The 21,950-nt window shown below is 44.5% G+C and carries 17 protein-coding genes, 2 pseudogenes and 1 riboswitch; of the genes and pseudogenes, 6 read left to right on the top strand and 13 right to left on the bottom strand.

Translation table 11 applies throughout. The features are described from left to right. Positions 1 to 178: 178 nt before the first annotated feature. Positions 179 to 496, bottom strand: coding sequence for a helix-turn-helix domain-containing protein (locus D2962_RS13025; RefSeq protein ID WP_122015217.1), 318 nt, complete (start codon positions 494 to 496; stop codon positions 179 to 181). A 524-nt stretch (positions 497 to 1,020) separates the two neighbouring features. Between D2962_RS13025 and D2962_RS13020 the strand changes: the two genes are divergently transcribed. From D2962_RS13020 to D2962_RS19695, 3 genes and pseudogenes are all read left to right on the top strand, one after another. Continuing rightward, on the top strand, positions 1,021 to 2,118 hold the full coding sequence (locus D2962_RS13020; protein WP_162991221.1) for a pyridoxal-phosphate-dependent aminotransferase family protein: 1,098 nt from the start codon (positions 1,021 to 1,023) through the stop codon (positions 2,116 to 2,118). Positions 2,119 to 2,146: 28 nt separating this feature from the next. Next, positions 2,147 to 3,349 (top strand): dicarboxylate/amino acid:cation symporter, encoded by a 1,203-nt coding sequence (locus tag D2962_RS13015; RefSeq protein WP_122015215.1) that lies wholly within the window; start codon positions 2,147 to 2,149, stop codon positions 3,347 to 3,349. A 53-nt stretch (positions 3,350 to 3,402) separates the two neighbouring features. Further along, positions 3,403 to 3,498 (top strand): annotated as a pseudogene (locus tag D2962_RS19695) (Uma2 family endonuclease); the annotation flags it as partial. Positions 3,499 to 3,722: 224 nt separating this feature from the next. Here the strand turns inward: D2962_RS19695 and D2962_RS18135 are convergent. From D2962_RS18135 to D2962_RS12980, 8 genes and pseudogenes are all read right to left on the bottom strand, one after another. Continuing rightward, positions 3,723 to 4,004 (bottom strand): hypothetical protein, encoded by a 282-nt coding sequence (locus tag D2962_RS18135; RefSeq protein WP_222927540.1) that lies wholly within the window; start codon positions 4,002 to 4,004, stop codon positions 3,723 to 3,725. 43 nt (positions 4,005 to 4,047) lie between these two features. Next, positions 4,048 to 5,181: an N-acyl-D-amino-acid deacylase family protein gene (locus D2962_RS13010; RefSeq protein ID WP_222927539.1), complete on the bottom strand. Its 1,134-nt coding sequence runs from the start codon at positions 5,179 to 5,181 to the stop codon at positions 4,048 to 4,050. A 9-nt stretch (positions 5,182 to 5,190) separates the two neighbouring features. Beyond that, positions 5,191 to 6,072, bottom strand: a complete 882-nt coding sequence (nikC, locus tag D2962_RS13005; RefSeq protein ID WP_122015214.1) for a nickel transporter permease — start codon at positions 6,070 to 6,072, stop codon at positions 5,191 to 5,193. A gap of 26 nt (positions 6,073 to 6,098) precedes the next feature. Next, positions 6,099 to 7,028 carry an ABC transporter permease gene (locus tag D2962_RS13000; protein ID WP_342774503.1) on the bottom strand — a complete coding sequence of 310 codons (930 nt, stop codon included), beginning with the start codon at positions 7,026 to 7,028 and terminating at the stop codon, positions 6,099 to 6,101. Positions 7,029 to 7,100: 72 nt separating this feature from the next. Next, complete coding sequence (locus tag D2962_RS12995; RefSeq protein WP_122015213.1) at positions 7,101 to 8,720, bottom strand: ABC transporter substrate-binding protein; 1,620 nt, start codon at positions 8,718 to 8,720, stop codon at positions 7,101 to 7,103. 39 nt (positions 8,721 to 8,759) lie between these two features. After that, positions 8,760 to 9,721, bottom strand: a pseudogene (locus tag D2962_RS12990) (ABC transporter ATP-binding protein). A 13-nt stretch (positions 9,722 to 9,734) separates the two neighbouring features. Further along, the gene (locus D2962_RS12985) at positions 9,735 to 10,703 is read right to left on the bottom strand and encodes an ABC transporter ATP-binding protein (RefSeq protein ID WP_120766430.1); all 969 of its coding nucleotides are present in this window, start codon (positions 10,701 to 10,703) and stop codon (positions 9,735 to 9,737) included. A gap of 160 nt (positions 10,704 to 10,863) precedes the next feature. Continuing rightward, entirely contained in the window at positions 10,864 to 12,216 is a 1,353-nt protein-coding gene (locus tag D2962_RS12980) for an N-acyl-D-amino-acid deacylase family protein (protein WP_122015212.1), read from the bottom strand. A 271-nt stretch (positions 12,217 to 12,487) separates the two neighbouring features. Then, a riboswitch (cyclic di-AMP (ydaO/yuaA leader) is annotated at positions 12,488 to 12,638 on the top strand. 98 nt (positions 12,639 to 12,736) lie between these two features. Between D2962_RS12980 and D2962_RS12975 the strand changes: the two genes are divergently transcribed. Then, a complete protein-coding gene (locus tag D2962_RS12975) occupies positions 12,737 to 14,191 on the top strand; it encodes an asparagine synthase-related protein (RefSeq protein ID WP_122015211.1) in 1,455 nt (484 codons plus the stop codon). Positions 14,192 to 14,224: 33 nt separating this feature from the next. Here D2962_RS12975 and D2962_RS12970 read toward each other — a convergent pair whose 3' ends face one another. From D2962_RS12970 to D2962_RS12955, 4 genes are all read right to left on the bottom strand, one after another. Continuing rightward, positions 14,225 to 14,551, bottom strand: a complete 327-nt coding sequence (locus D2962_RS12970) for a DUF4387 domain-containing protein (RefSeq protein ID WP_120766427.1) — start codon at positions 14,549 to 14,551, stop codon at positions 14,225 to 14,227. 13 nt (positions 14,552 to 14,564) lie between these two features. Continuing rightward, positions 14,565 to 15,938 carry an acyclic terpene utilization AtuA family protein gene (locus D2962_RS12965; protein WP_222927536.1) on the bottom strand — a complete coding sequence of 458 codons (1,374 nt, stop codon included), beginning with the start codon at positions 15,936 to 15,938 and terminating at the stop codon, positions 14,565 to 14,567. A gap of 113 nt (positions 15,939 to 16,051) precedes the next feature. Then, positions 16,052 to 17,425: a sigma-54-dependent transcriptional regulator gene (locus tag D2962_RS12960; protein ID WP_120766426.1), complete on the bottom strand. Its 1,374-nt coding sequence runs from the start codon at positions 17,423 to 17,425 to the stop codon at positions 16,052 to 16,054. Further along, positions 17,412 to 19,007 (bottom strand): ATP-binding protein, encoded by a 1,596-nt coding sequence (locus tag D2962_RS12955; protein ID WP_120766425.1) that lies wholly within the window; start codon positions 19,005 to 19,007, stop codon positions 17,412 to 17,414. The genes D2962_RS12960 and D2962_RS12955 overlap by 14 nt, the downstream gene beginning before the upstream one ends. Before the next feature lie 530 nt (positions 19,008 to 19,537). On the opposite strand from D2962_RS12955, the gene D2962_RS17630 reads away from it, so the two are divergent. Together D2962_RS17630 and D2962_RS12950 are read left to right on the top strand one after the other, a co-directional pair. Continuing rightward, complete coding sequence (locus D2962_RS17630; protein WP_162991015.1) at positions 19,538 to 19,708, top strand: hypothetical protein; 171 nt, start codon at positions 19,538 to 19,540, stop codon at positions 19,706 to 19,708. Between the two features lie 152 nt (positions 19,709 to 19,860). Then, a complete protein-coding gene (locus tag D2962_RS12950; RefSeq protein ID WP_122015210.1) occupies positions 19,861 to 21,870 on the top strand; it encodes an oxidoreductase in 2,010 nt (669 codons plus the stop codon). Positions 21,871 to 21,950: the final 80 nt, after the last annotated feature.

Genomic DNA, 21,950 nt, shown 5'->3' with positions numbered 1-21,950 from the left:
CTAAATTTCATCTGATTGTTTTCAAAAATTCATTTATTCGATGACCAATTTTCATGGTTATATCTCAAAAATATGCTATAGGATATATATAATACTATAGCGAGATTAAAAAATCAAGAAAAAAGGAGATAATTAATGAAAAGCGTGGTTCTTTAAAGAAAAGTATAACTGTAGTCTTTTATTCATTGTCGTTTTTCTCTTTGAGAGCTTTTAGAAATTCATTGAGAATTTTTAATTGTTTATGTGTAAGAACTTTGGCGTTATCTACAAGTTCCAGGTATTCGGGGTTGATGGTGTCTTCACCGGTCGAAAAAAATTCAGAAAAAGTAATACCAAGTGCATCACATATTTTTTGAAGGGTCTCTATTGTAGGGATTTTAATACCGCGTTCTATCTCATTTAAGTAAACCCTCGAGATGCCGACATTTTCAGCAAATTGTGTTGCCTTAAAGTTTTTATTCAACCTCAAATTCTTTATACGTTCTCCAATATTCATAATAATAATCACCTATGCAAGCTATTAGTTAACGAATAAGTTTAATACAAAAATGTAACAAAATCCAAGAAATAAACAGATATAATGAAAAAAGAGAATCTAAATTCAAATAAACGGCAATAAGAAACATTGATAAAGGTTAGCTATTAGCATACAATAAGTATTTGAAAGGGGGTTTTAAGTGGTTTATTTAATTTAATATTATTTTATTGACCATAAAAAGGAAGGGGGACCAAAATTAAATAATCAAATTACTAATTATTGGACATACAAAATAACTCTTTCTTATTGGACAAGGACAGATCATTTAAAACCAAAATTCAATCGTTTCACTGCCCGAATTAATCATACTATAGGCTTGTTGAAAAATCAAGGAAATTTAAGTAGAACGCTTGAGTGTATGTATTTATTGATTTTGCAAGCAAATATCCGGTTCCCCTGCTTACCGGATGCGGGGAAGAAAAATAAAAGCTCAAACAGGGTTCTGGCATAATGCTTGGCGTTATAAAAGGGAGGAGCCATCGTTGGAAAAGATACTGATGATACCTGGTCCATGTGATGTGGAACAAGATGTTTTGTTAGAAATGAGCAGGCAGGTGGTATGCCATTATGGAACCGAATGGACAAACTTCTACAATCAAACTTGTGATTTGGTAAAAGAATTATTAAATGTGGCAGGGGATGTTTTTATTGTAAACGGTTCCGGTCATCTTGCATTAGAAAGTATGGTCCTGGCTCTTGGCGAAAGAAATGATGAAATTGGTATTGTAGATAATGGCAACTTTTCCCATAGAATGATTGAGATATTAGATACGTATGGCATAAAGCCTAAAGTATTAGAGATAGAATGGGGAAAAATTGTTACACCCGAACAAGTGGACGAATTTCTTACAAAAAATCCCACTGTAAAGTCACTGGCCCTGGTACATAGTGAAACAAGTACAGGAGTTTTAAATCCCATAGAGGAGATAGGACGTATAACTAAAAAACGCGGCATTATATTTGCAGTGGATGCTGTGTCTTCCGCCGGAATCGTCCCAATAGACATGGAAAGCGATGGCATAGATTTATGTGCAACAGCCTCTCAAAAAGGTATCGGTGCACCACCAGGCCTTGCTATAGTAGCTGCAAGCGAAAAAGGTCTAGATTTTATAAGAAAGAGAAAAAAGCCCATACCGGGTTGGTACGCCAGTCTTTCCATCTGGGATAAATTCCGGCGTGAACAGGCAAGCTTTCAACCATACAGCATAACCATGGCGGTTAATCTGGTTTTTTCATTAAATAAATGTCTCAAAGCGATAAAAGAAGAAGGAATTGCACAAAGATACAAAAGACACAACGATATTGCATCAATGCTGAGAATGGGCTTAAAAGAGCTAGGGTTAAATATATTCTGCAAAGAAGCCGAGGCGACACCGGCAATAACTGTTGTGGAAATTCCGGAGGAGATAGGAACCATTAATCTTATAAACCACCTGAAAAATAAATACGATATACTGATTGCTAATGGCCTTGGAAAGCTGAAAGGAAGGGTTGTTAGGATCGGTCACATGGGCAAAAATGCGCGTTTGGTTAACATTATGGCATTATTGCGAGGAATTGAAGAATTTCTTGTGCAATAAATCAATTATTTTTCGAGGAGGTTAATGCATGACTAAAAAACTTAGTTTTGCCCAAATATTATTGATAGCTTCGATATTAGGTATAGCAGCAGGATTCATAGGCGGTAATCGGGTAATGATAATAAAACCCTTAGGGGATTTGTTTGTTAGACTTTTATTTATGATAGTTCCTGGCCTGGTTTTTTTTTCAATAGCTTCTTCTTTTGCTAATATTTCAGATGTAAGAAAATTAAAAAAATGGGCAGGTAAAGTTGTAGGTTGGTTTGTTTTAACAACATTAATAGGAACCTTCATTGGAATTCTAGCTGGCTTTATTTGGAAACCGGGGACCGGTCTTGTCATTGAAGGACAAAAAATAGAGCAAATAAATAAATTGACGGTTAATACTTTTCTCGATTGGATACCTAGCAATGCATTGGGTGCAATAACTGAAGGTAATGTAATCCAAATTGTAATATTTGCTGTAATATCTGGTTTAATTATTGTACTGCTTGAAAATGGAAAAGATAAAACTGTTCTCAAAGATATTTTAAATGCAGGAATGACTTTATTTGTTACTATTGCTAAATATATTATGTATTATGCTCCAATAGGTGTTTTTGCTTTAATGGCTGTTTCCATTTCTACATTCAAGAGTACGCTTGTATCTGAAATGTTTCGTTTTATTACTGCATATACAATAGGATTTGTTATTCATATTACGTTGATGTACTTTATTGTTTTTTGGTTAATTACAAGACTTAATGTATTTACTTTTACTAAAAAAATTTTTCCTGCATTGATTACAGCTTTTACTACATGCAGTAGTGCTGCTACGTTGCCGGTAACTCTGCGCTGTATGAAAGAAGTTGGAGTTTCGGATGAACTGTCTAACTTTGGTATACCACTTGGCGTTACCTTTAATATGGATTCAATGGCAATAGAAATACCGTTATATATAATGTTAGGGATGTATGCTGTTGGAACAAACCCTACTATTATAGACTTGCTGCAATTTGTGTTTCTTGGCGTTCTTTTTTCCATCGGTTGTGCCGGAGTGCCCGGTGGGGGATTAGCAATTGCAACTATATTAATTCAGGCATTTAATCTTCCCACACAAATCGTAGCATGGATTGCAGCAATTTTTGCTTACCTTGATGTAACCGGTACGGCAATAAATGTGTGGGGAGATATGGTCTGTACGACTATTGTTGCAAAGTCAGAAGACTTATTAGATATGAATCATCTTTAAATAAAACTGAAATGTTATAATGCTCAACTTATGGATTGAGGGATATAGTGGAAGGCAGGCCGGAACTATATAGTGAAAAGGATAAAATTAAAGTATCGATTTTCCCGGACCTTGTGATTAATTTAGGGCCGGTGTTTGAAGGAATTTAAAAATATGAACTCACTTTCATCAACGGCTACTCCTGTTTTGGGAGATGCCTGGATGTCATGTCAAATCATCGCCTCAATATCCTGCCGGGCAACTTACCAGTGTGTTCACCTCCCGAAACCACCAGTTTTCCATTTACTATGACATGTTTTATACCCAGGGGATACCTGTGGGGTTCCCGGAATGTGGCCAGATCAATTATTTCGTTCTATCAAAAATGGTAATGTCAGCGAAATACCCCTTTTGAATTAGTCCCCGGTCTTTTAATTTTAATTTTTGAGGCCGGCAGGTAAGTCATCTTTTTTATGGCCTCTTCCAGGGGAATGATGTTTTTTTGCCTTACATATCTGCCTAAAATCCTGGGATATGTCCCATAATACCTTGGATGTATCTTTCCACGGGCCAGCTCTCCGTAAGGTGCCACCGCCCTGCCATCGGTACAAAAAATAGTATTGGGGTGTTTCATGACCGTTTCCAGGTCCTGTTCGCACATGCCGAACAATATCATTTTAACTGACGCCCTCTCTTCTACCAGAAGGCGCATTACCGTTTCATAAGGAGAAACAGCCCATTTCTTGAGATATTTGTCCTATATCTTTGCCCTCGCAGTTCTTGTTTTTGTCGGTGCCCACCGAAGCTATGACAACCTTATCCCAGGTGTTGCCTTCCATGGGGTTTTCCCATATGTCACTGGGTTCCATCATATCATGGATTGCCCTTGCCCGGTGATCCTGATTTTGCAGTAACTCAATCATTTTGCCTGGGCCTTGCTGCCTCACCCATGGGGGGACCAGGTCAAGAAGCCCGCTGCCAAAGGCCGTATAAGGGTACTGGTCAAATCCTACCTCCAGTCCATCTTTTCGTGCTTCATCTATGAGTTTTAATCCTTCCACCACCTTACCCCAGTTTCCGGGACCCTCGGCTTTAAAATGGGATATCTCCACCGACACCCCCGACATCCGGGCAATTTCAATGGCCTGGGAAATGCATTCCAGAAGGTATTTGCCTTCGCTTTTCATATGGGTGGCATAAATGCCGCCGAAGTCCTTGATTAGCCGGGACATTTCCACCAGTTCCCGGGTTGTGGCAAAACTGCCGGGCTCGTAGGCAAGCCCCGTTGACATGCCGAATAGCCCCCTGTCCATCTCGGCCTGTAACATGTGAAGCATCTTTTGAAGTTCACCGGCACTGGGGTCTCGTTTTTCAAAGCCCATGACGGCGATTCTAATGGTACCGTGACCCACCAGGGAGGCTATATTCATGGACGAACCTTTTTCCCCTATTTGTTCTACAAAATCCGCCTGGGTACTCCACTTCCAGCTTTTTTTCCGGTCATCGCTGAGGATCACTGTATTCACCAGGTAGTACATGAGATCGTCAAAGTGAGCCGGATTTACCGGTGCCGCGGTAAATCCGCAGTTTCCAACCACTTCGGTGGTTATCCCCTGTCGGACTTTACTTTCACCATTTGGGTTCTGCAGAAGGGTAAAATCTGAATGGGAATGTATATCAATAAATCCTGGACATACCACATAACCCCGGGCGTCAATACATTCCCGGGTTTCAAGGTTGATTCGGGGGGATATGATGTATATGCGGTCCCCCTTTATTCCTATATCCGATACAAAGGCCTTTCTTCCGGAACCGTCGATGATTTGACCGTTTTTTATGAGCAAATCCAGCATTTTTACCCCTCATTCCTTTAATCTAGGATCCAGCACATCCCTCAGGGCATCGCCGAAGAGATTAAACCCCAGCACTACTATCATTATCATAATACCGGGAAAAATGGAGATCCATGGGGCTTCGGCGATAAGGGCTTTGCCGTTGCTTAAAATGGAACCCCAGCTTGGTGTAGGCGGCTGGGCGCCAAGGCCCAAAAAGCTGAGGGAGGATTCCACTATGATAGCCTTGGGAAATTCCAGGGTTGCCATGACGATAATCGGTGCCAGGGAATTGGGCAGAATGTGTTTAAATATGATTCTTATGTCGCTCATTCCCAGCAAATGGGCTGCTTCTACGAATTCCCTTTCCCGGAGAGACAAAAATTGACCCCGCACCAGACGGCAGTATCCCGACCAGCTCACCAGCGCTACTGCAATCATTACATTTACCAGGCTCGGTCCCAGGGCTGCTACGAAGGCGATGGCCAGCAGTGTGGTAGGGAAGGCCCAGGCTATATCGGTTATAGCGGATATTACGTAATCCACACAACCTCCGTAATAGCCCGCCAGGGCTCCCAGAGTGGTGCCGATAATAAGGGACAATCCCACCGCCACAAAACCTACTTCCAGAGAAATCCTGGAACCATATACGATACGACTGAAAATATCCCTTCCGAATTCGTCGGTCCCAAATATAAATTGCTTACTCGGGGGTTTTAACATATTTGGCAGGTCCTGATAATCATAGCTATAGGGTGCTATCACCGGAGCCAGAATGGCACAAAGTATCAACAAAAGAATAATCGATGCCCCGAATATGGCGGCCCTGTTTTTAAACAGCCTTCTTGTAAAATCCGAAAAATTGCTCTTTGACTTTTGTTGGGTCTGGGTCTGTCTTGAAATTTCTATCATCAATATCACCTTTTTTGCACTTTATTCTAGTTATATCTTATTCTGGGATCGAATACGGCATAGAGGAGGTCTGCCAGGATATTTCCAAGGATAATGGATGTGGTCAGCACTATCATGGCGCCCTGGACCACCGGATAATCCCGGGCCAGTATGGAATCCACCATAAGGCGCCCGAGGCCCGGCCTGCTGAAAACTATTTCCAGCATTACAGATCCTCCTATTATCCACCCAACCCTGAGGCCCAGCAAGGTAATAATAGGAATCATGGCGTTTTTCAATGCATGCTGGTAAGTAACCACCATCTCGGCCAACCCCTTGCTTCTGGCAGTCCTGATATAATCTTGCCTCAATACCTCTAGCATGCTGGATCTTACCATTCTGGCAGTAATGGCCGCATCCGTCAGGCCTATGGCAAAACCGGGTAGTACAAGATGCCGCCACGTGCCGTACCCCGAAATAGGAAACCACCTCAATTTATATGCGAAAAAATATAACAATAATAATCCAAACCAGAATGTGGGGAGCGACATACCCAGCATGGCTCCCGTCATGCAGGAGTAATCCATGATGGTGTTTCTCTTTACTGCCGCAGACACCCCGACAGGTATGGCTATAAGGAAGGACAGAACCAAACCCGTCAACCCCAGTTCCAGGGTTATGGGGAATCTTTGCAGTATTAGTTCCGAAACGGGCCTTTGTTGCAATATGGATGTCCCAAGATCGCCTCTTGCCACATTGGAAAGGAATTTTATATATTGCACAATCAGAGGTTGGTCGAGGCCGTATTTTTGCCGAATGCTGGCATAAACCTCCGGCGTGACATTTGGTCCTACGATGAGATCTACGGGGTCGCCGGGAGACAGATGAAGGATTAAAAATACTATGATGGTCATGCCCAAAATTACAGGAATCATTAGAAGCAATCTTTTTATAAAATACCTTAGCAAATCTTCCACTCTCCTCAGGTGATATGCAACTTTCCCCGGTAACCCGGAGAAAGTTGCATGTTTCAGGTTAGCAAGTTTCTTCTATTCTACTTTCAGATCGAACCCGTCGTTAAACATGAGCATCCACGGATGGAATTTGAAGTTGAGCACTTCTTTTCTCACTGCAAAGATTTTTTCGGGAACATAAATCGGGCACCATACCGCCTGTTCTATCAAATATTTCTGGACGTCTTTATAGCCCTGAGCTCTTTCTTCCCAGGTGGGCATCCGGGAGGCCTTTTTTATCAACTCATCGGTAGTTTTATCCTTCCAGCGGGAGTGGTTGGGATAGGGGAACTGGCTGGATAGCAAGAACCAATCCAGGATATCTGCATTGGGCCAGCTGTACTCCCTTAAAAAGAGTTCCTGCTTGCCTTCCTTCAACATGGCCGTATAACTGCTGCTGTCATAAAGCCTTATATCGGTTTCAATCCCGACCTGCTTTAACTGATTCTGCAACACCTGAGCCAGCTTAGTGCTTTTGGAGGAGTTGTCGGCAGATAGCGTAAGTTTGAGCCCGTTGGGATAACCTGCTTCTGCTAAGAGCTGTTTTGCCTTTTCCGGATCGTATTTATAGGCCAGATCTTTGCTTTCTTCCAGGTATTCATCTTTCAAGGCCGGAGGCAGATAACCGTAGGCCGTCTGTCCTATACCCCTGAAGACATACTGGATTATGTCATCTCTATTTATCGCATAGTTGATGGCCCTCCGCACCCTTACGTCGGTAAAGGGCTTTTTATCGGTGGGATAAGCCAGATAACCCAGTTTTGTGGCGGGACCTTTGTAAATGGTAATTTCAGGAACTTTTTCCAGCCTTTCTAGATAGGTTTCAGGCACATCTCTTAATATGTGAATCCCGCCTGTCTCCAATTCCATCATGCGCGCGTTTTCATCGGGAATTACCCTGAGCACAATTTTATCTATCAAAGCCGGACCTCTGTTTGACATCCATTCAGGTCCCCAATTGTAATCTGGATTTTTTTCCAACACAATTCTATCTCCCTTAATCCACTCTTTGAATTTGTATGGTCCGGTGCCTATAACAACCTTGGTGCCGTAGTCGTCATCGTATTTTGTATATACATCCTTTTCCTGTATGCCTGCAGCAGTATTTGACAGGTTAAACAGAAGATTGGGGAAGGGATAATTTAATACTATATCCACGGTATAGTCATCCTTGACTATCACTTCCTTTATAGCCTCAAGATCCCCTCTGAACGGTGAACCGGTATCGGGATTTTTGATGGTATCAATGGTCCACTTTACGTCTTCGGCTTTAAAGGGCTTACCGTCATGGAATTTCACATCTTTTCTCAAATGGAATGTCCAGGTAAGACCGTCTTCCGAAGTTTCCCAACTTTCCGCAAGACCCGGTTTATATTTGAAATCGTAGTCTCTGCTTACTAGACGGTCATAGATGTATATCAGCGCATCGGAATACCATGCAGTCTTGATGGTATCGAGGATCTCCGCGTCTCTATCGTACCCCAATACTAGAACTTTTTCCTTTTCAGGTTGCTGTTTCTGCAGGTCCTCTTTCTGGGCCTGCTGGGCAGAAGATTCAGAATTTTGTGGGGGTTTGGCACAACCTGCCAGGCTGACGGTGAGTATCAAAAGCAGCACCAAAATCAAATAAGCTTTCTTTATACACCACCATTTCATAATTTACATCCTCCTTTTTTCATTTTATTCCCGATAAATTTAATAAAGATGGCATGCTACATAATGTTCACCTCCCAAATCTTTTTGTTCTGGTTCTATTTGAGAACAAATATCTTTTTATAATTGCATCGTGTATGGAATCTACATCCGGTTGGAGGGTTAACAGGACTGGGAACATCGCCTTCCAGTAAGATTTTTTCTCCGCTTGTATCAAGATCTGCTGTTGGGATAGCCGATATAAGTGCATGCGAGTAAGGATGGGCAGGATTGTTAAAAATTTCATCAGAGGGAGCCGTTTCTACTATTTTACCGAGGTACATCACGGCTATGCGATTACTTATATGCTTGACTACTCTAAGGTCGTGGGAAATAAAAAGGTAAGTCAGGTTCAATTCCTTCTGAAGTTCTTCCAGCAAATTGATTACCTGGGCCTGTATAGAAACATCCAGGGCTGATACGGGTTCGTCACAGATGACCAATTTGGGGTTTACCGCCAGGGCCCGGGCTATTACGATTCTCTGTCTCTGGCCACCGCTGAACTCATGGGGAAATCGGGTCAAGTAATTGCTGCTTAATCCCACCATTTCCAGGAGTTCCACCGCTTTTTTATATCTTTCTCCATGATCTTTTACGTTGTGTACGTAAAGCACTTCTTCCAGGGCATCCCCCACGGTCAAACGGGGATTGAGAGAAGCAAAGGGGTCCTGAAATATGAGTTGTATTTTATTCCATACATTCTTTAGTTTTTTTCTGTCATAGGTTATTATATCTTCACCCTCAAAGATGACTTTTCCTCCGGTAGGCTCCAGCAATCGAACTATCGTCCTGCCGGTGGTGGATTTGCCGCACCCGCTTTCCCCTACAAGCCCCAGTGTTTCACCTTTCCTTATATAAAAGTCTATTCCGTCTACAGCCTTGACATATTCCCTGGACCTCGACAAGAAACTTTTTACGGGAAAATATTTTTTTAACTCCATTACTTCCAGCAGCTTTTCCGGCATAAGATATCCTCCCTCATTGTTGATAGTTCCAGCATCTCACCAGGCTCTGGCCCACGTTGAAAAGAGGGGGTTCATCGGTTAAACACCTGTCTTTTACGTAGGTACAGCGGGTTTGGAATCTGCATCCGGCGGTTATATCCTGAGGCTGAGGCACAACCCCGGGAATGGCCTTTAGTTTCTGCTTCGGGCCTTTGATTTTAGGGATGGAATTCAACAAACCCACCGTATAGGGGTGTCTGGGGCTTTCATACAATGTGGCTACATCGGCATACTCCACCGCCCGGCCGCAGTACATGACCATTACCTTTTCCGCCACTTCCGCCACCACTCCCAGATCATGGGTTATAAGTATGACCGAGGTGCCCAGGCGTTCCTTTAACTCCTTTATCAAGGCCAGAATTTGAGCCTGAATGGTGACGTCCAGGGCCGTGGTGGGCTCATCGGCTATCAGAAGTTCAGGAACGCAGGAGAGGGCCATGGCTATCATTACTCTCTGCCTCATGCCTCCGCTCATCTGGTGGGGATAATCGCTTATCCTTTTTTCGGGCAAAGGGATTTTTACCAGTTTCAGCATTTCCACGGCCTTTTTCATGGCATCTTTTTTTCCTACCTTTTGGTGGAGCATAATGGCCTCGGAAATCTGGCGTCCTATGGTATATACCGGATTGAGAGAAGTCATGGGTTCTTGAAAAATCATGGAGATGGAATTTCCGCGTACCCTCCGCATCTGATCATTGGTTTTTGATACCAGATCTTCACCCTTAAAAAGAACCTGGCCGCCGATTATTTTGGCCGGTGGTTCCGGCAAAAGGCGCATTATAGAAAGCGCCGTTACGCTCTTTCCGGAACCCGATTCACCAACGATGCCGAGAGTTTCACCTTTGGCAATGGAGAAGCTCACACCGTCCACAGCCGGCACCACAGCTTCTTCGGTGTAAAAATAGGTTTTTAGATTCTTTACCTCCAAAATATTTTCACTCAAATCGGTTTACCTCCAAATATCGATTACAGCATCAAATTATTCTGAAATCATAATTCAAATTTGATTTTTTACATTAATCAACCTGAAGTCTTTTATAGCTGCCGATTATTTAAATACTTAGACATTATCCGTAAAAATTCCTCTTTTAGAAAAGAAAAAATTATAAAACTTTACCAAGATTGGCAGCTTTTATCTTTCCTCCTTCTACGGCAATCCGGCCGTCTATCAGGACGTATTCTATCCCGGAAGGAGCCAGGGTGGGATTCTCAAAATCCGCCCGGTCTTTTATGCTGTTCCAGTCAAAGACGACCAGGTCCGCATCCTTTCCCTCGGCAATCTCGCCCTTTTGGTTCAGACCCAACCTTTGAGCGGGGTATTTTGTCATCTTTTTCAGCATAAAGATTAAATCTTCTTCGGTTTTGCTGACGGTATATCGATGGATGACCCTCGGGAAGGTCCCGGAAGCTCTGGGATGGCCGCAGCCTCGGTTTATGTTGCCATCACTGCCTACCATAATTCCTGGGTGGTTCAGAACCATATCCACTTCCTGTTCGTTCATCACAAAGGCAATCAGCGGCACTTCGGGTTCTGTCTTCCTAACATATTCTAAAAGCTTTTTATCGCATCTTTTTCCCCTGTGCTGACCTCCGGCAATCAGGATGCTGTCATAATCCACATTCCACCTGTTTACGCAACCCTCGTCAAACACCGCAGACCCTGCAGAAGTGCTGAAGGCGTTGTAAGGATAGGCATCCGCCGTTATATCCGTTCCCTCTCGGGCGGCTTTATCCATCATTTCCAGAGCCTCTCGGGCAAATCCGAAACACGCGCAACTGTTTATATGGGAAATCTGTACAGGAATACCGGTACTGCGCCCCAAATCCAGCATCTCTCTAATACCTTCCAGGGCTCTATCGGCGTCATATCTCACGTGGGAACTCACCAGCTTACCGGGAAACTGTTTTAGAACCTTACAAACCTTGATTACTTCCTCGAGATCTGCCCCCGGTGTGTACTCGAGGCCAAGGGATATGCCCACAGCCCCACTTTTCAAAGCGGAATAGGCCAGTTGCCTCATTTTTTCTATCTGTTTATCGGAAGAGGGGCTGTATACATCCTCATTTCCCGCACTTTCCCTCAGGGCCCTAAGACCTACAAAACCCATGTAATGATTTGGAGCTCCGTTTTTAGTGATAAAATCGAAATATGTTTTTATATCCACCCTACCGCTGCCGCAGTTACCCCCCACGGCAGTAGTCACTCCCATCAGCAGGAGATGCTTTGCGGTTTCGAAAGCATCCGGTCCCCGAACGTTGAAATTGTAATCGGTGTGATTGTGAATATCTATAAAACCCGGTGAAAGTATACGGCCCCCGGCATCTATCACATTTTTCCCGGATATTGCCACATTCGAAATTGAATATATTTTTCCCCCTTTTATTCCAATATCTTTTTCTACAAGTTTTCCTTTATCAAAATCCACTACCCTTGCATTTGCAATTATAAGATCCATTGTAGCCTCCTAAAAATTGATATGTGACAAAATACATGCAAAACAAATACCAATTACTAATTAATTTTGTTTCTTTTGTTCTACATCTCTATAATCAATAAAGAATTTTTAAAGTCGTTTTTTAAAGAACTGTTATATGTCAAATTAATGTCTAAATTTTGTGCAATGATTTTAGAAAAATATTTTCAAATTGTTTAAAATTTATACAATAAATAGTTGACGACAGTAATGTTTCTATAGTATAATACTAATACAAAATGATATTTGCTTTCAATCTTGAACGCTTAATTCTTTATTTCTAAAGAAGCGGGGGACCCAATTTCTGGGGTGAATCGCCTTCGGCTCAATGCAGCCGGAGGGGTAGGGTTACACTCTTCAACCCGAACCCGTCAGCTAACCTCGTAAGCGTGGTAAGAGGAGGTTGATAGCATTGAGAGTGTTTTTTGCTATTCCTCAAAGCTATGGTCTCCCATAGCTTTTATTATTTTTTAAGATTACGATTTTTAGGGGAGGAATTACTATGAGCAGAATTGTGGCTGTTATTTCCGAACAAATTGCCAACCCCAAAAGGCTGGCTCAAAAATTATTAGATAAAATCAAGCATCATGGAAGCAGTAAAAGCAGAATTTACACATCAAGAGGAGCGGTGCTGGGCCAGAACTATTTTTCTTCGGAAAAATCGGTGGATTTTCAAGATGATAAACCGGCCGTGGTAGCAAATGCCAATATATTCAATGAGGATTCAAAAGGCGATTCACCTCAAAGAATTATTCAGAAGCTTTATCAAGAAAAGGGCCACGATGTGGTAAATCACCTGGATGGTTCCTTTGCTTTTGTGGTAGCACAAGACAAAAAGGTATTTGCCGCCCGGGACCCCATAGGCCTAAAGCCCCTTTACTACATAAAGACTGATGATGCACTTATCCTGGCTTCGGAGATAAAAGCGCTGGTGGGTTTGGGCGAGGACATAAAAACCTTCCCGCCGGGTTATTACTACTCCAGCGACATGGGATTTGTAAAGTACGCCAGACCATCTCATTTCAATTACAGCGGTTCAATATCCGAACAAGAAGCCGCCGGCAATGTGCGTCAAAGGCTGATAAATTCCGTTGCCATGAATTGCAGGAATCGTAAAAATCCGGGCATTTATCTGAGCGGCGGAATTGACTCCAGTGTTATTGCGGCAGCGGCCAAAGAGGTGACGGAAGATATCAGCACCTTTTCCGTGGGAGTATCCAAAAGCACCGACCTGCCCAAAGCACGGGTGGTAGCCCGGCATCTGGGTTCCAACCACCATGAATACGTGTACACCCTGGATGAAATGCTAAAAGTCCTTCCCCAGGTCATCTATCACCTGGAATCTTTTGATATGTATCTCGTGAGAAGCTCCATCGCCAATTACATGCTGTCCCGCATGGCTCATGAAGCGGGTTCGGACTTTGTGTTGTGCGGCGAGGGTGGTGACGAGCTCTTCGGTGGTTACCATTATCTTAAAAATATGGAACCCGCCCGGGTGGAAGCCGAGCTGGAAAAGCTCACCTGCAACGGCCACGCCAATGGCTTTCAAAGGGTGGACCGAATGACATCGGCTTTTTCCATTGACGGCAGGATGCCCTTTATGAACAGCAACGTAACCCAGTTCGCATCAAGGCTTCCGGTGAAATGGAAAATATACAACGACGGATCCCGGCAAATAGAAAAATGGATTTTGCGGAAAGCTTTTGAGCGTGATCTTCCTGAAGAAATAGTTTGGAGAGAAAAACAAAAATTTTTTCAGGGTGCCGGGTCTGCCGAAATGCTCAGCCAGTACGCCGAAGAAAATATATCCGACGAAGAATTTCTCCGGGAACGCCGCATTCGGGAAGACTTCGAACTCGGGTCAAAAGAAGAGCTGTTATACTATAGAATATTTAAAGACTTCTTCCCACAGGATTCCATTCTGGATACCATAGGTCGGACTGCCACAATAGGTTAAAAAAAGCCCCCTTAATAAGGAGGCAAGGTCGGTTTAATTTGCTATGGGAATCTTCAGGTCCAGAAGCGGCGGGTACTGCTGGCATCCAAAAAGGTCTCTTTCACCGGGGCTTCCGCTGGGTTTTGACCTGTATATGGTAAACTTGATGGCATTGGCGGGGTCAAACTCCACAAAATCCGCTATCCGCTCTTCGGGAATGTTGTAGAGTTTGGCTACTGCCTGCCGGGTAAGTTTGTGACTTCTTTTCACCATTTCATAGATATTCTTGTCCGTAAAAATAATATCAAAGGTTATTTTGTCGGTACCTGCGTTTTTGCTTCTGATGGTCTTTGCCAGGTCAACCAGTTTTTTGTAGCGCATGGTAATCCTCCTTTTACTCACCCACCTGGGTGATGTGAAGATCAAATAATTCCATGGGGTCATCTACGGGGATGACGTGGTTCAAGGTCCACATGTATGCCGGTGTAGCGTCCAGAACCTCATCTACCACAAAGGCCGCTGTACCGGCAGTTCCCTTTACTTCGGGAAGACGGGCGTAAAAAAGTTGTCTCGTGCCCAGAGTGGTTATCTCTTTAGCCATTTCCTTTGACGGGGCAATGCCCTCTACTACCACGCACAATTCATGGGATTTTATTTTTTTGATCGGTTCCATGTCCCCTAAAACGCCGTTTTTGCCGTATATAATGAAGTTTATCTGGCAATTCTTGTCGGAAAATTTTTCGCTGATTTGACTCCGGGACCATTCCACCACTCTGTCGATGTTGGCAATGGTATAGGGATCTCTAATGCCTGCTATGCCTATACACCTTTCGCCGATTTTACCGGAGCCTTCCAGCTTTATCTTTATCTTGCCGTCTACCGGAATAAACTTTGGGCCTGTAATCTTGCAGGTTTTTTCATCGTATTGCTCATACTGGCACCCGGTCATGTCCAGCTTCCCGCCAGCCACATATTCATAAAAGGGGTTTGACCTTTCATACATGGCATGGCCCGCTACCGAGGCTACCGTGCACCGCTGATATGGGCTCATGGCGGTAACCCTGACATGCTGATGGGTAATGGTACCTATGACACTTTCTTTGGCGCCATAGGGTTCGGCGCAAAAGGATGCACATTCCAGGACTTTGCCCAAATAATAGGATAATCCTGCGGGGAATCCCTCTCTTAAAGCCGGTGCCGCAAAAATGGCGCAATCACTGGACCTTCCCCCTATAATTACATCGGCTCCCATATCCAGCGCTTTTATAAACGGATGAACCCCGGCCACAGCCACAATTCTATCGGTTTTCTCCAGGTCTTCTTCGCTCAGATTGCCCCGGCCATCCAGGCCCTCTATTATCACCCCCTGTTTCATTTTTTCCTTCAGGTACTCTTTAGAGACGTCCGAATAAAAATAGGCCAGCTTAAATCGGGGAGTCCTGTGTTTTTTTGCCAGCTCTTTTATGATGTCTACGTACATGTTTACTCTGCTCCTGGTGCCGGTATCCCCCGCGGAACCTATGATCATCGGTACCCCCTGATCTCTGGAGGCCACAAACATAAGCTCCAGGTCGTGTTTTTGCCAGACATAAGGGCTGGTGGAAATATCCGCCCCCAGAGGGGCAGGCCCGATATCATCACTCCCTGAGTCGCAGCAATAATAATCCGGTCGAGTTTTTGCCCCGATCCAAAAACTTTCCTCCCGGGTAGGCGCAAATCCCAGGTGTCCGTTGGGACACAGGATTCGCAATTCCTGTTTGTTACCCACTTGTTCTCCCTCCGTAAAGTTATTATGAAAAAATTTGTGCCGGCACCTTTTAACAATGCAAAACAAATGCCAAAAAAAATCCCTTTTAAAAAGGGTATCAATGTCTAATATTTCTACATTATTTTTTTTGTAATTCCGTATTGCTTCATTTTGTTGTAAAGGGTTTGGCGGTTTATTTCTAGCAGCTGGGCGGCGAGGCTTTTGTTCCAGTTAACCCGTTTTAAAGTATTCAAAATATGCTGCTTTTCAAATTCCGCCAGGCTGAGCATGTTTTTTTCTTCCTCGCCGGGTATTTCTTTTCCCAGGATTTCCGGCGGAAGGTGCCTGGGCAGAAGTATATCGTCTTTCGGGTCAGCTATGGCTGCCGCCCGTTCCATGGTATTTTTAAGCTCCCTCACATTACCGGGCCAGGAGTAGGCCATGAGGTATTCCAGGCTCTTTATCGAAATCAAATTGATGTTTCTGCCGTATTCCCGGTTGTACTGGTTTAAAAAAAGCTGAGCCAGCAAGGGAATATCCTGCTTTCTATCCCTGAGAGGCGGAATGTGCAGGTTAATCACATTTAACCTGTAGTAGAGATCTTCCCTGAACTCCCCGGAATCAATGGCCTTGACCAGGTCCTTGTTGGTGGCGGCAATAATCCTCACGTCTACCTTTATTTTTTCCAATCCGCCCAGGCGTTCAAACTCCAGTTCCTGGAGAAATCTCAACAGCTTGGTCTGCAAAAAAGGGCTTATCTCAGCGATTTCGTCCAGAAAGACGGTACCTCCCTGGGCCAGTTCCAACTTTCCGATTTTTCTTGCCACAGCCCCGGTAAAAGAGCCTTTTTCATGGCCGAACAGCTCGCTTTCCAGGAGGTTGTCCGGGAGGGTCGAGCAATTTATGGCCACAAAGGGGCGGTCCCTCCGATCGCTTTTTTTGTGAATAGCCCGGGCAAAGACCTCCTTTCCTACGCCGCTTTCCCCGGTGACGAGTACCGAGGCTCTGGTAGGGGCTATTCTTTCTATGACTTCACATATATTTTTTATCTTTTGACTTTCATAAACAATGTCCTCAAACTTGTAACGATTTTCCAGTTTTTGTTTTAAACAGCGGTTTTCCTGGCGGAGGTGCCTTCTCTCCAGGGCTTTTTCCACCGTCAACAGCAGTTCATCAGTGGAAAAATTTTTCTGGAGATAGTCGAAAGCCCCCAGCTTTATTGCCCTCACCGCCTGTTTTATATCCGCATAAGCAGAGATTATTATGGTTTCAATTTCCCCATCAAACTGCTTTACCTTTTCCATAAGTTCGATACCGTCCATGCCGGGCATCCTTAAGTCTGTAATGAGCAAATCGAAGGGGCCGTGGCTTTTTATTGCATCCAGGGCGGCCTTCCCGTTCCCCACAGTTTCCACATGGTATCCCGCTTCCCCGAGCACTACCTCCAGGATATCCCTGATGGAGGGCTCGTCATCCACTATCAGTATATTTTCCTTAATCTGGCCCATCACCCTTCACCTCTCTAACACACGGTAAAATAATGATAAAGCGGGTACCCTTTTTTATTTCGCTCTCTACGTGGATTTTGCCTCCGGCATTGTGGACTATATTGTGAACTATAGATAATCCCAGACCGGTTCCATCCTGCTTTGTGGAATAAAAGGGTTCAAATATCTTTTCCAGATCTTGTTCGGCGATACCGCACCCTGTATCCGAAAAAATAATTTTGGCCATATTTTCTGCTCTGTCTATTTTTATTGAAATCCTTCCATTTTCACCGATGGCATCAATGGAATTGAGAAACAGGTTCAGAAATATCTGTTTTATCTGGCCGGGAGAAAGCCTTACAAAAAATTTTCCCCGGGCAAAGTTAAAATTCATCTCTATGGAAATATTGTGATTTTTACACTTTAGTTCTACCAGCGGGAAAATTTCATTTATTGCAGCAGTGAGCTCTGTGCCTATGCCTGCGCCTTTATTATCCAACTCCGATGGCTTTGCCAGCTGGTTGATATTGTCCATAAAGGCGTTTAGCCTCTCCGATTCTGAATGGATGATTTTTATCAGTTTCCTGTCCTCTTCCCCCAGAGTTGGTCGGCTCATGAGGACGGAAGCCGCTGTACGGATGGGAAGCAGCGGGTTTCGTATTTCGTGAACCAGCCCGGCCACATATCTTCCAAAGGCTGCCAGCCTGTCAGCCCTCTTAATATGTTCCTGTAGAACTTTCACCCTGGACATATCCCTGAAAACGCTGATAGCGCCAATTTTAATGTGGTTCTCATCTTTTAAAATGGATGTGCTGATGCTTATAGGAATCTGAAGACCTTTTTTGCTCAAAATATATGTATCCACATCGGTATAGATTTTGTCGGTTTTAAAAGTTTCCACAATGTGCCACAGATCGCCGGATACCTTCAAGGGCAGCTGCTTTATATTTTTTCCCAATATCTCGTCAGCGCTAAAACCTGTGATTCTTTCGGCTTCCTGGTTGAAGGCGATGACTTCCAGTTTATCGTTTATCACCATGACTCCGCTGTTGACACTCTGCAGAATATGGTCGCTAAAGCTCTTGGTCCTCAAAAATCTCTTGTTTATTTCAAAAAGAGCTGCCGCCTGAGATGCAATGATGCTAATTATCTCCACATCTTTCGGGCCATATAGATTGGGTTTTGAGTGGGAGATGCTCAAAATTCCTATGACATGGTCGGAAGTTATCAGCGGCACGGCTATGTATGAACGAATCAGCGGGTCCACATCAAAATGCTGCCTCACCCTGATGTCTTTTTCCTGCAGGGCGTCTTCCAGTACCACTGCCTTCTTTTCCCTGGCAACCCATCCCACAACTCCCTGGCCGATTTTAAATTTTATTCTTTTTTTTAAATTATTAATGTTGGAACCACGGGCTGCCAGCACCACCAGCTGATTTTTGTCGTAATCAATGAGGTATATAATCGCCATGGTGTAGTCTATCATAGATTGTATGAAATCAAAAATCTCGGAAGAAACCTCTTCCATGGTCTTGGATTTACTGAGGCGTTCCATAGCCTGGGATAAAAAATTTAACTTAATTACATGACTTTCCCTTTCCATTTTCCCATCTCTCCGCAATACGGTTTAATCACCGCCGGATTTCAATTCCAGTAAATACCTTTTTATGTCAAGGCGCCATCCGTTAACCCACCGATGAGCCTCTGCTCCCTATTACTTAGAGTATGCCTATAAAAGAAAAGGCTAGCGGTAAGGGCCTTTTCAAAAGTACGGATAAGGAGTGTCCCTTTTCATTGTTGAACCTTTTTCAATGGCGGAAAAATATACGCCCTTTAAAATTATATCACAACGTTGTTCGCTTTAAAATCAGTTTTTGTCTCCAGGGCAATGGGGAAAATAGCTCTCTGTGCTTATTAACGGCATTTCCTTAAAACAAGATTTTGCAGTAGCTCGTGTCGCCAAGGTTCATTTTTCTTTCTACCTTGACTACAATAAAATTAAAGCAGGTGAAGAAATAACCATAGATTTCCCCTCGCAAACCGTCATATTCCAAAATACTTCTGGAGTTGAGCACCCTGGCCGGTGAACTTTTTAGTGAAGAGGTAAAGAATATAGAGCAGGAGGTGGATGAAATGGCAAAAATGATAATCGACCCCGAAATGTATAGGAGAGGATTAGAAGAAGGAATCGAGAAGGGAATTGAGAAAGGAATTGAAAAAGGAATTGAAAAAGTCAAAAGAATTCAGCCGCACACAAAGTGCGGCTTTTTTATGTCCGGTGTGAAATACTTTATGTATTTTTGATTGGCAGGATAAACGTTTAGCATTGCCCTTTATAACAGAAGTAGAGCCGGTGATGGTGCCAGGCACTCACTTAGGCATATAATAAAATTTTTACGGCAGAATATATAGCAGAAAGACTGCAAATTAAAACAAAACGGAACGGGAGGATTGTCGTGGAAAAGTTGTATGAGAGCCTTTTTCAACCCATCAAAATCGGTAAAGTGGAGATTAAGAACAAAATTGCCATGGCTCCCATGGGAATCCTGGGCTTAACGACACCGGAAGGCGGATTTACCGGAAGGGCCATCGACTACTATGTGGAGAGGGCAAAAGGGGGAGTGGGGCTCATAATCACCAGCATCGTCAAGGCCGAAAATGAGATAGAGCGCCTGAAAATGCCGAGTTTTCCCTGTGCCACATTGAATCCGCCGCATTTTATTCAGACGGCCACAGAACTGACTGAACGCGTCCACGCCCACGGGGCGAAGATTTTTCTCCAGCTGACCATGGGACTGGGAAGAAGCGGAGCGCCGGGATTTATCGAAGGGCAGCCCGTGGCTCCGTCTGCCATTCCAAACTACTGGGAACCGACGCAAACCTGCAGGGAGCTTACCACCCATGAAGTGGAGAGAATAGTGGAGAGGTTTGGCGAAGCGGCACAGATAGCCGTGGAATCTGGATTTGACGGCATAGAAATCCACGCGGTGCATGAAGGCTATCTGCTCGACCAATTCACTATCGCGTTTTTTAACAGGCGGACCGACAAGTACGGCGGTGATTTAAGGGGAAGACTAACACTGCCCATAGAGATATTGAACGTGATCAAGAAAAATGCGGGCAGGAACTTTCCTGTGGGCCTCAGGTACAGCATAAAAAGTTTCATTAAGGACTGGGGTCAGGGTGGCCTTCCCGGAGAGGACTTCGTCGAGCGGGGCCGTGACGTTGAAGAAGGTCTTGAGGCGGCCAGAATACTGGAAGAAGCCGGCTACGATGAACTCAATGCCGACTGCGGCTCCTATGATGCGTGGTACTGGGCTCATCCCCCGGTTTATCAAGAACACGGCTGTTACCTGCCGTTTTCCGAAAAACTAAAAAAAGTGGTTAATATACCGGTGATAGTTGCAGGCAGATTGGAAATTCCGGAACTTGCCGCCAGGGCCCTTGAAGAAGGCAAGGCCGACATGATTGGCATCGGCAGGGGCCTGCTTACCGATCCTCACTGGCCAAAGAAAGTAATGGAGGGCAAGACGGCGAGAATACGCCCGTGCATAGGCTGCCACGATGGCTGCCTTGGACGGGTGTTTCAGTCCAAACCCCTGTCATGTACGGTAAACCCTGCTACGGGCCGCGAGAAGGAATATGCCATAGAACCGGCTCAGAAAGTAAAAAATGTTATGATTATCGGAGGCGGGGTAGCCGGCCTGGAGGCAGCCCGGGTCGCTGCCATAAGAGGCCACAGGGTTATCCTTTACGAAAAGACCGACAGGCTGGGGGGGCACGTTATCGAGGGCTCGGTGCCTGATTTCAAAGTGGATGACAGAAGGCTCCTGGAATGGTATATAAACGAGATTAATGAGCTCAAAGTAAATGTCAGACTAAATACGGAAGTTACCCCGGACATGGTGGCAAACGAAAAACCCGATGAGGTTGTTGTGGCCACGGGCTCGGTACCCATCATACTGGACATACCGGGAATAAATAGGGACAATGTGGTCACGGCGTCGGACCTGCTTCTGGGCAAAAAGAAAGCCGGGAATACAGTGGTGGTGCTGGGCGGAGGTCTGGTGGGGTCGGAAACGGCCCTGTGGCTAGCAAAGCAGGGAAAGAAAGTGACTATAGTGGAAGCGCTGTCGGACATAATTCGGGCAGGCAAATATGTCCCGCACATGAACAGGATAATGCTCATAGACCTCCTGAAATTCCACGGGGTGGATATCATGACATCCGCCTATCTCCTGGAAGTGGCGGATGGCGGCGCCGTTGTCATGAGGAAAGACTCCGGCACCAGGACCACCATCCCGACGGACACCGTTGTCCTGGCTACCGGGTACAGGCCGGATAACACTCTCTACCGTTCGCTGTATGGGAAAAATGCAAATCTGTATATCATAGGTGACGCGAGGGACCCGCAAAACATTATGAACGCCATCTGGGATGCCTACGAGGTGGCGCGAAATATGTGATTTGTCCGATTTTGCCGCCCCAGCTCAAAAGCCGGGGCGGTTTTTCAAGTGCGCCCGGCATGGGCGATAGCTCGGCAGTG

This window comes from Biomaibacter acetigenes, assembly GCF_003691585.1.
GTDB classification, from domain to species: Bacteria; Bacillota; Thermosediminibacteria; order Thermosediminibacterales; family Tepidanaerobacteraceae; genus Biomaibacter; species Biomaibacter acetigenes.
This window is presented reverse-complemented; position numbering and strand designations above follow the sequence as displayed.

What these genes read in the sequence shown, in the direction of transcription:
- D2962_RS13025 (WP_122015217.1), bottom strand. Translation starts at nt 496, where the DNA reads ATGAATATTGGAGAACGTATAAAGAATTTGAGGTTGAATAAAAACTTT.
- D2962_RS13015 (WP_122015215.1), top strand. Translation starts at nt 2,147, where the DNA reads ATGACTAAAAAACTTAGTTTTGCCCAAATATTATTGATAGCTTCGATA.
- D2962_RS18135 (WP_222927540.1), bottom strand. Translation starts at nt 4,004, where the DNA reads ATGATATTGTTCGGCATGTGCGAACAGGACCTGGAAACGGTCATGAAA.
- D2962_RS13010 (WP_222927539.1), bottom strand. Translation starts at nt 5,181, where the DNA reads ATGCTGGATTTGCTCATAAAAAACGGTCAAATCATCGACGGTTCCGGA.
- nikC (WP_122015214.1), bottom strand. Translation starts at nt 6,072, where the DNA reads ATGATAGAAATTTCAAGACAGACCCAGACCCAACAAAAGTCAAAGAGC.
- D2962_RS12995 (WP_122015213.1), bottom strand. Translation starts at nt 8,720, where the DNA reads ATGAAATGGTGGTGTATAAAGAAAGCTTATTTGATTTTGGTGCTGCTT.
- D2962_RS12980 (WP_122015212.1), bottom strand. Translation starts at nt 12,216, where the DNA reads ATGGATCTTATAATTGCAAATGCAAGGGTAGTGGATTTTGATAAAGGA.
- D2962_RS12975 (WP_122015211.1), top strand. Translation starts at nt 12,737, where the DNA reads ATGAGCAGAATTGTGGCTGTTATTTCCGAACAAATTGCCAACCCCAAA.
- D2962_RS12970 (WP_120766427.1), bottom strand. Translation starts at nt 14,551, where the DNA reads ATGCGCTACAAAAAACTGGTTGACCTGGCAAAGACCATCAGAAGCAAA.
- D2962_RS12960 (WP_120766426.1), bottom strand. Translation starts at nt 17,425, where the DNA reads ATGGGCCAGATTAAGGAAAATATACTGATAGTGGATGACGAGCCCTCC.
- D2962_RS12955 (WP_120766425.1), bottom strand. Translation starts at nt 19,007, where the DNA reads ATGGAAAGGGAAAGTCATGTAATTAAGTTAAATTTTTTATCCCAGGCT.
- D2962_RS17630 (WP_162991015.1), top strand. Translation starts at nt 19,538, where the DNA reads ATGGCAAAAATGATAATCGACCCCGAAATGTATAGGAGAGGATTAGAA.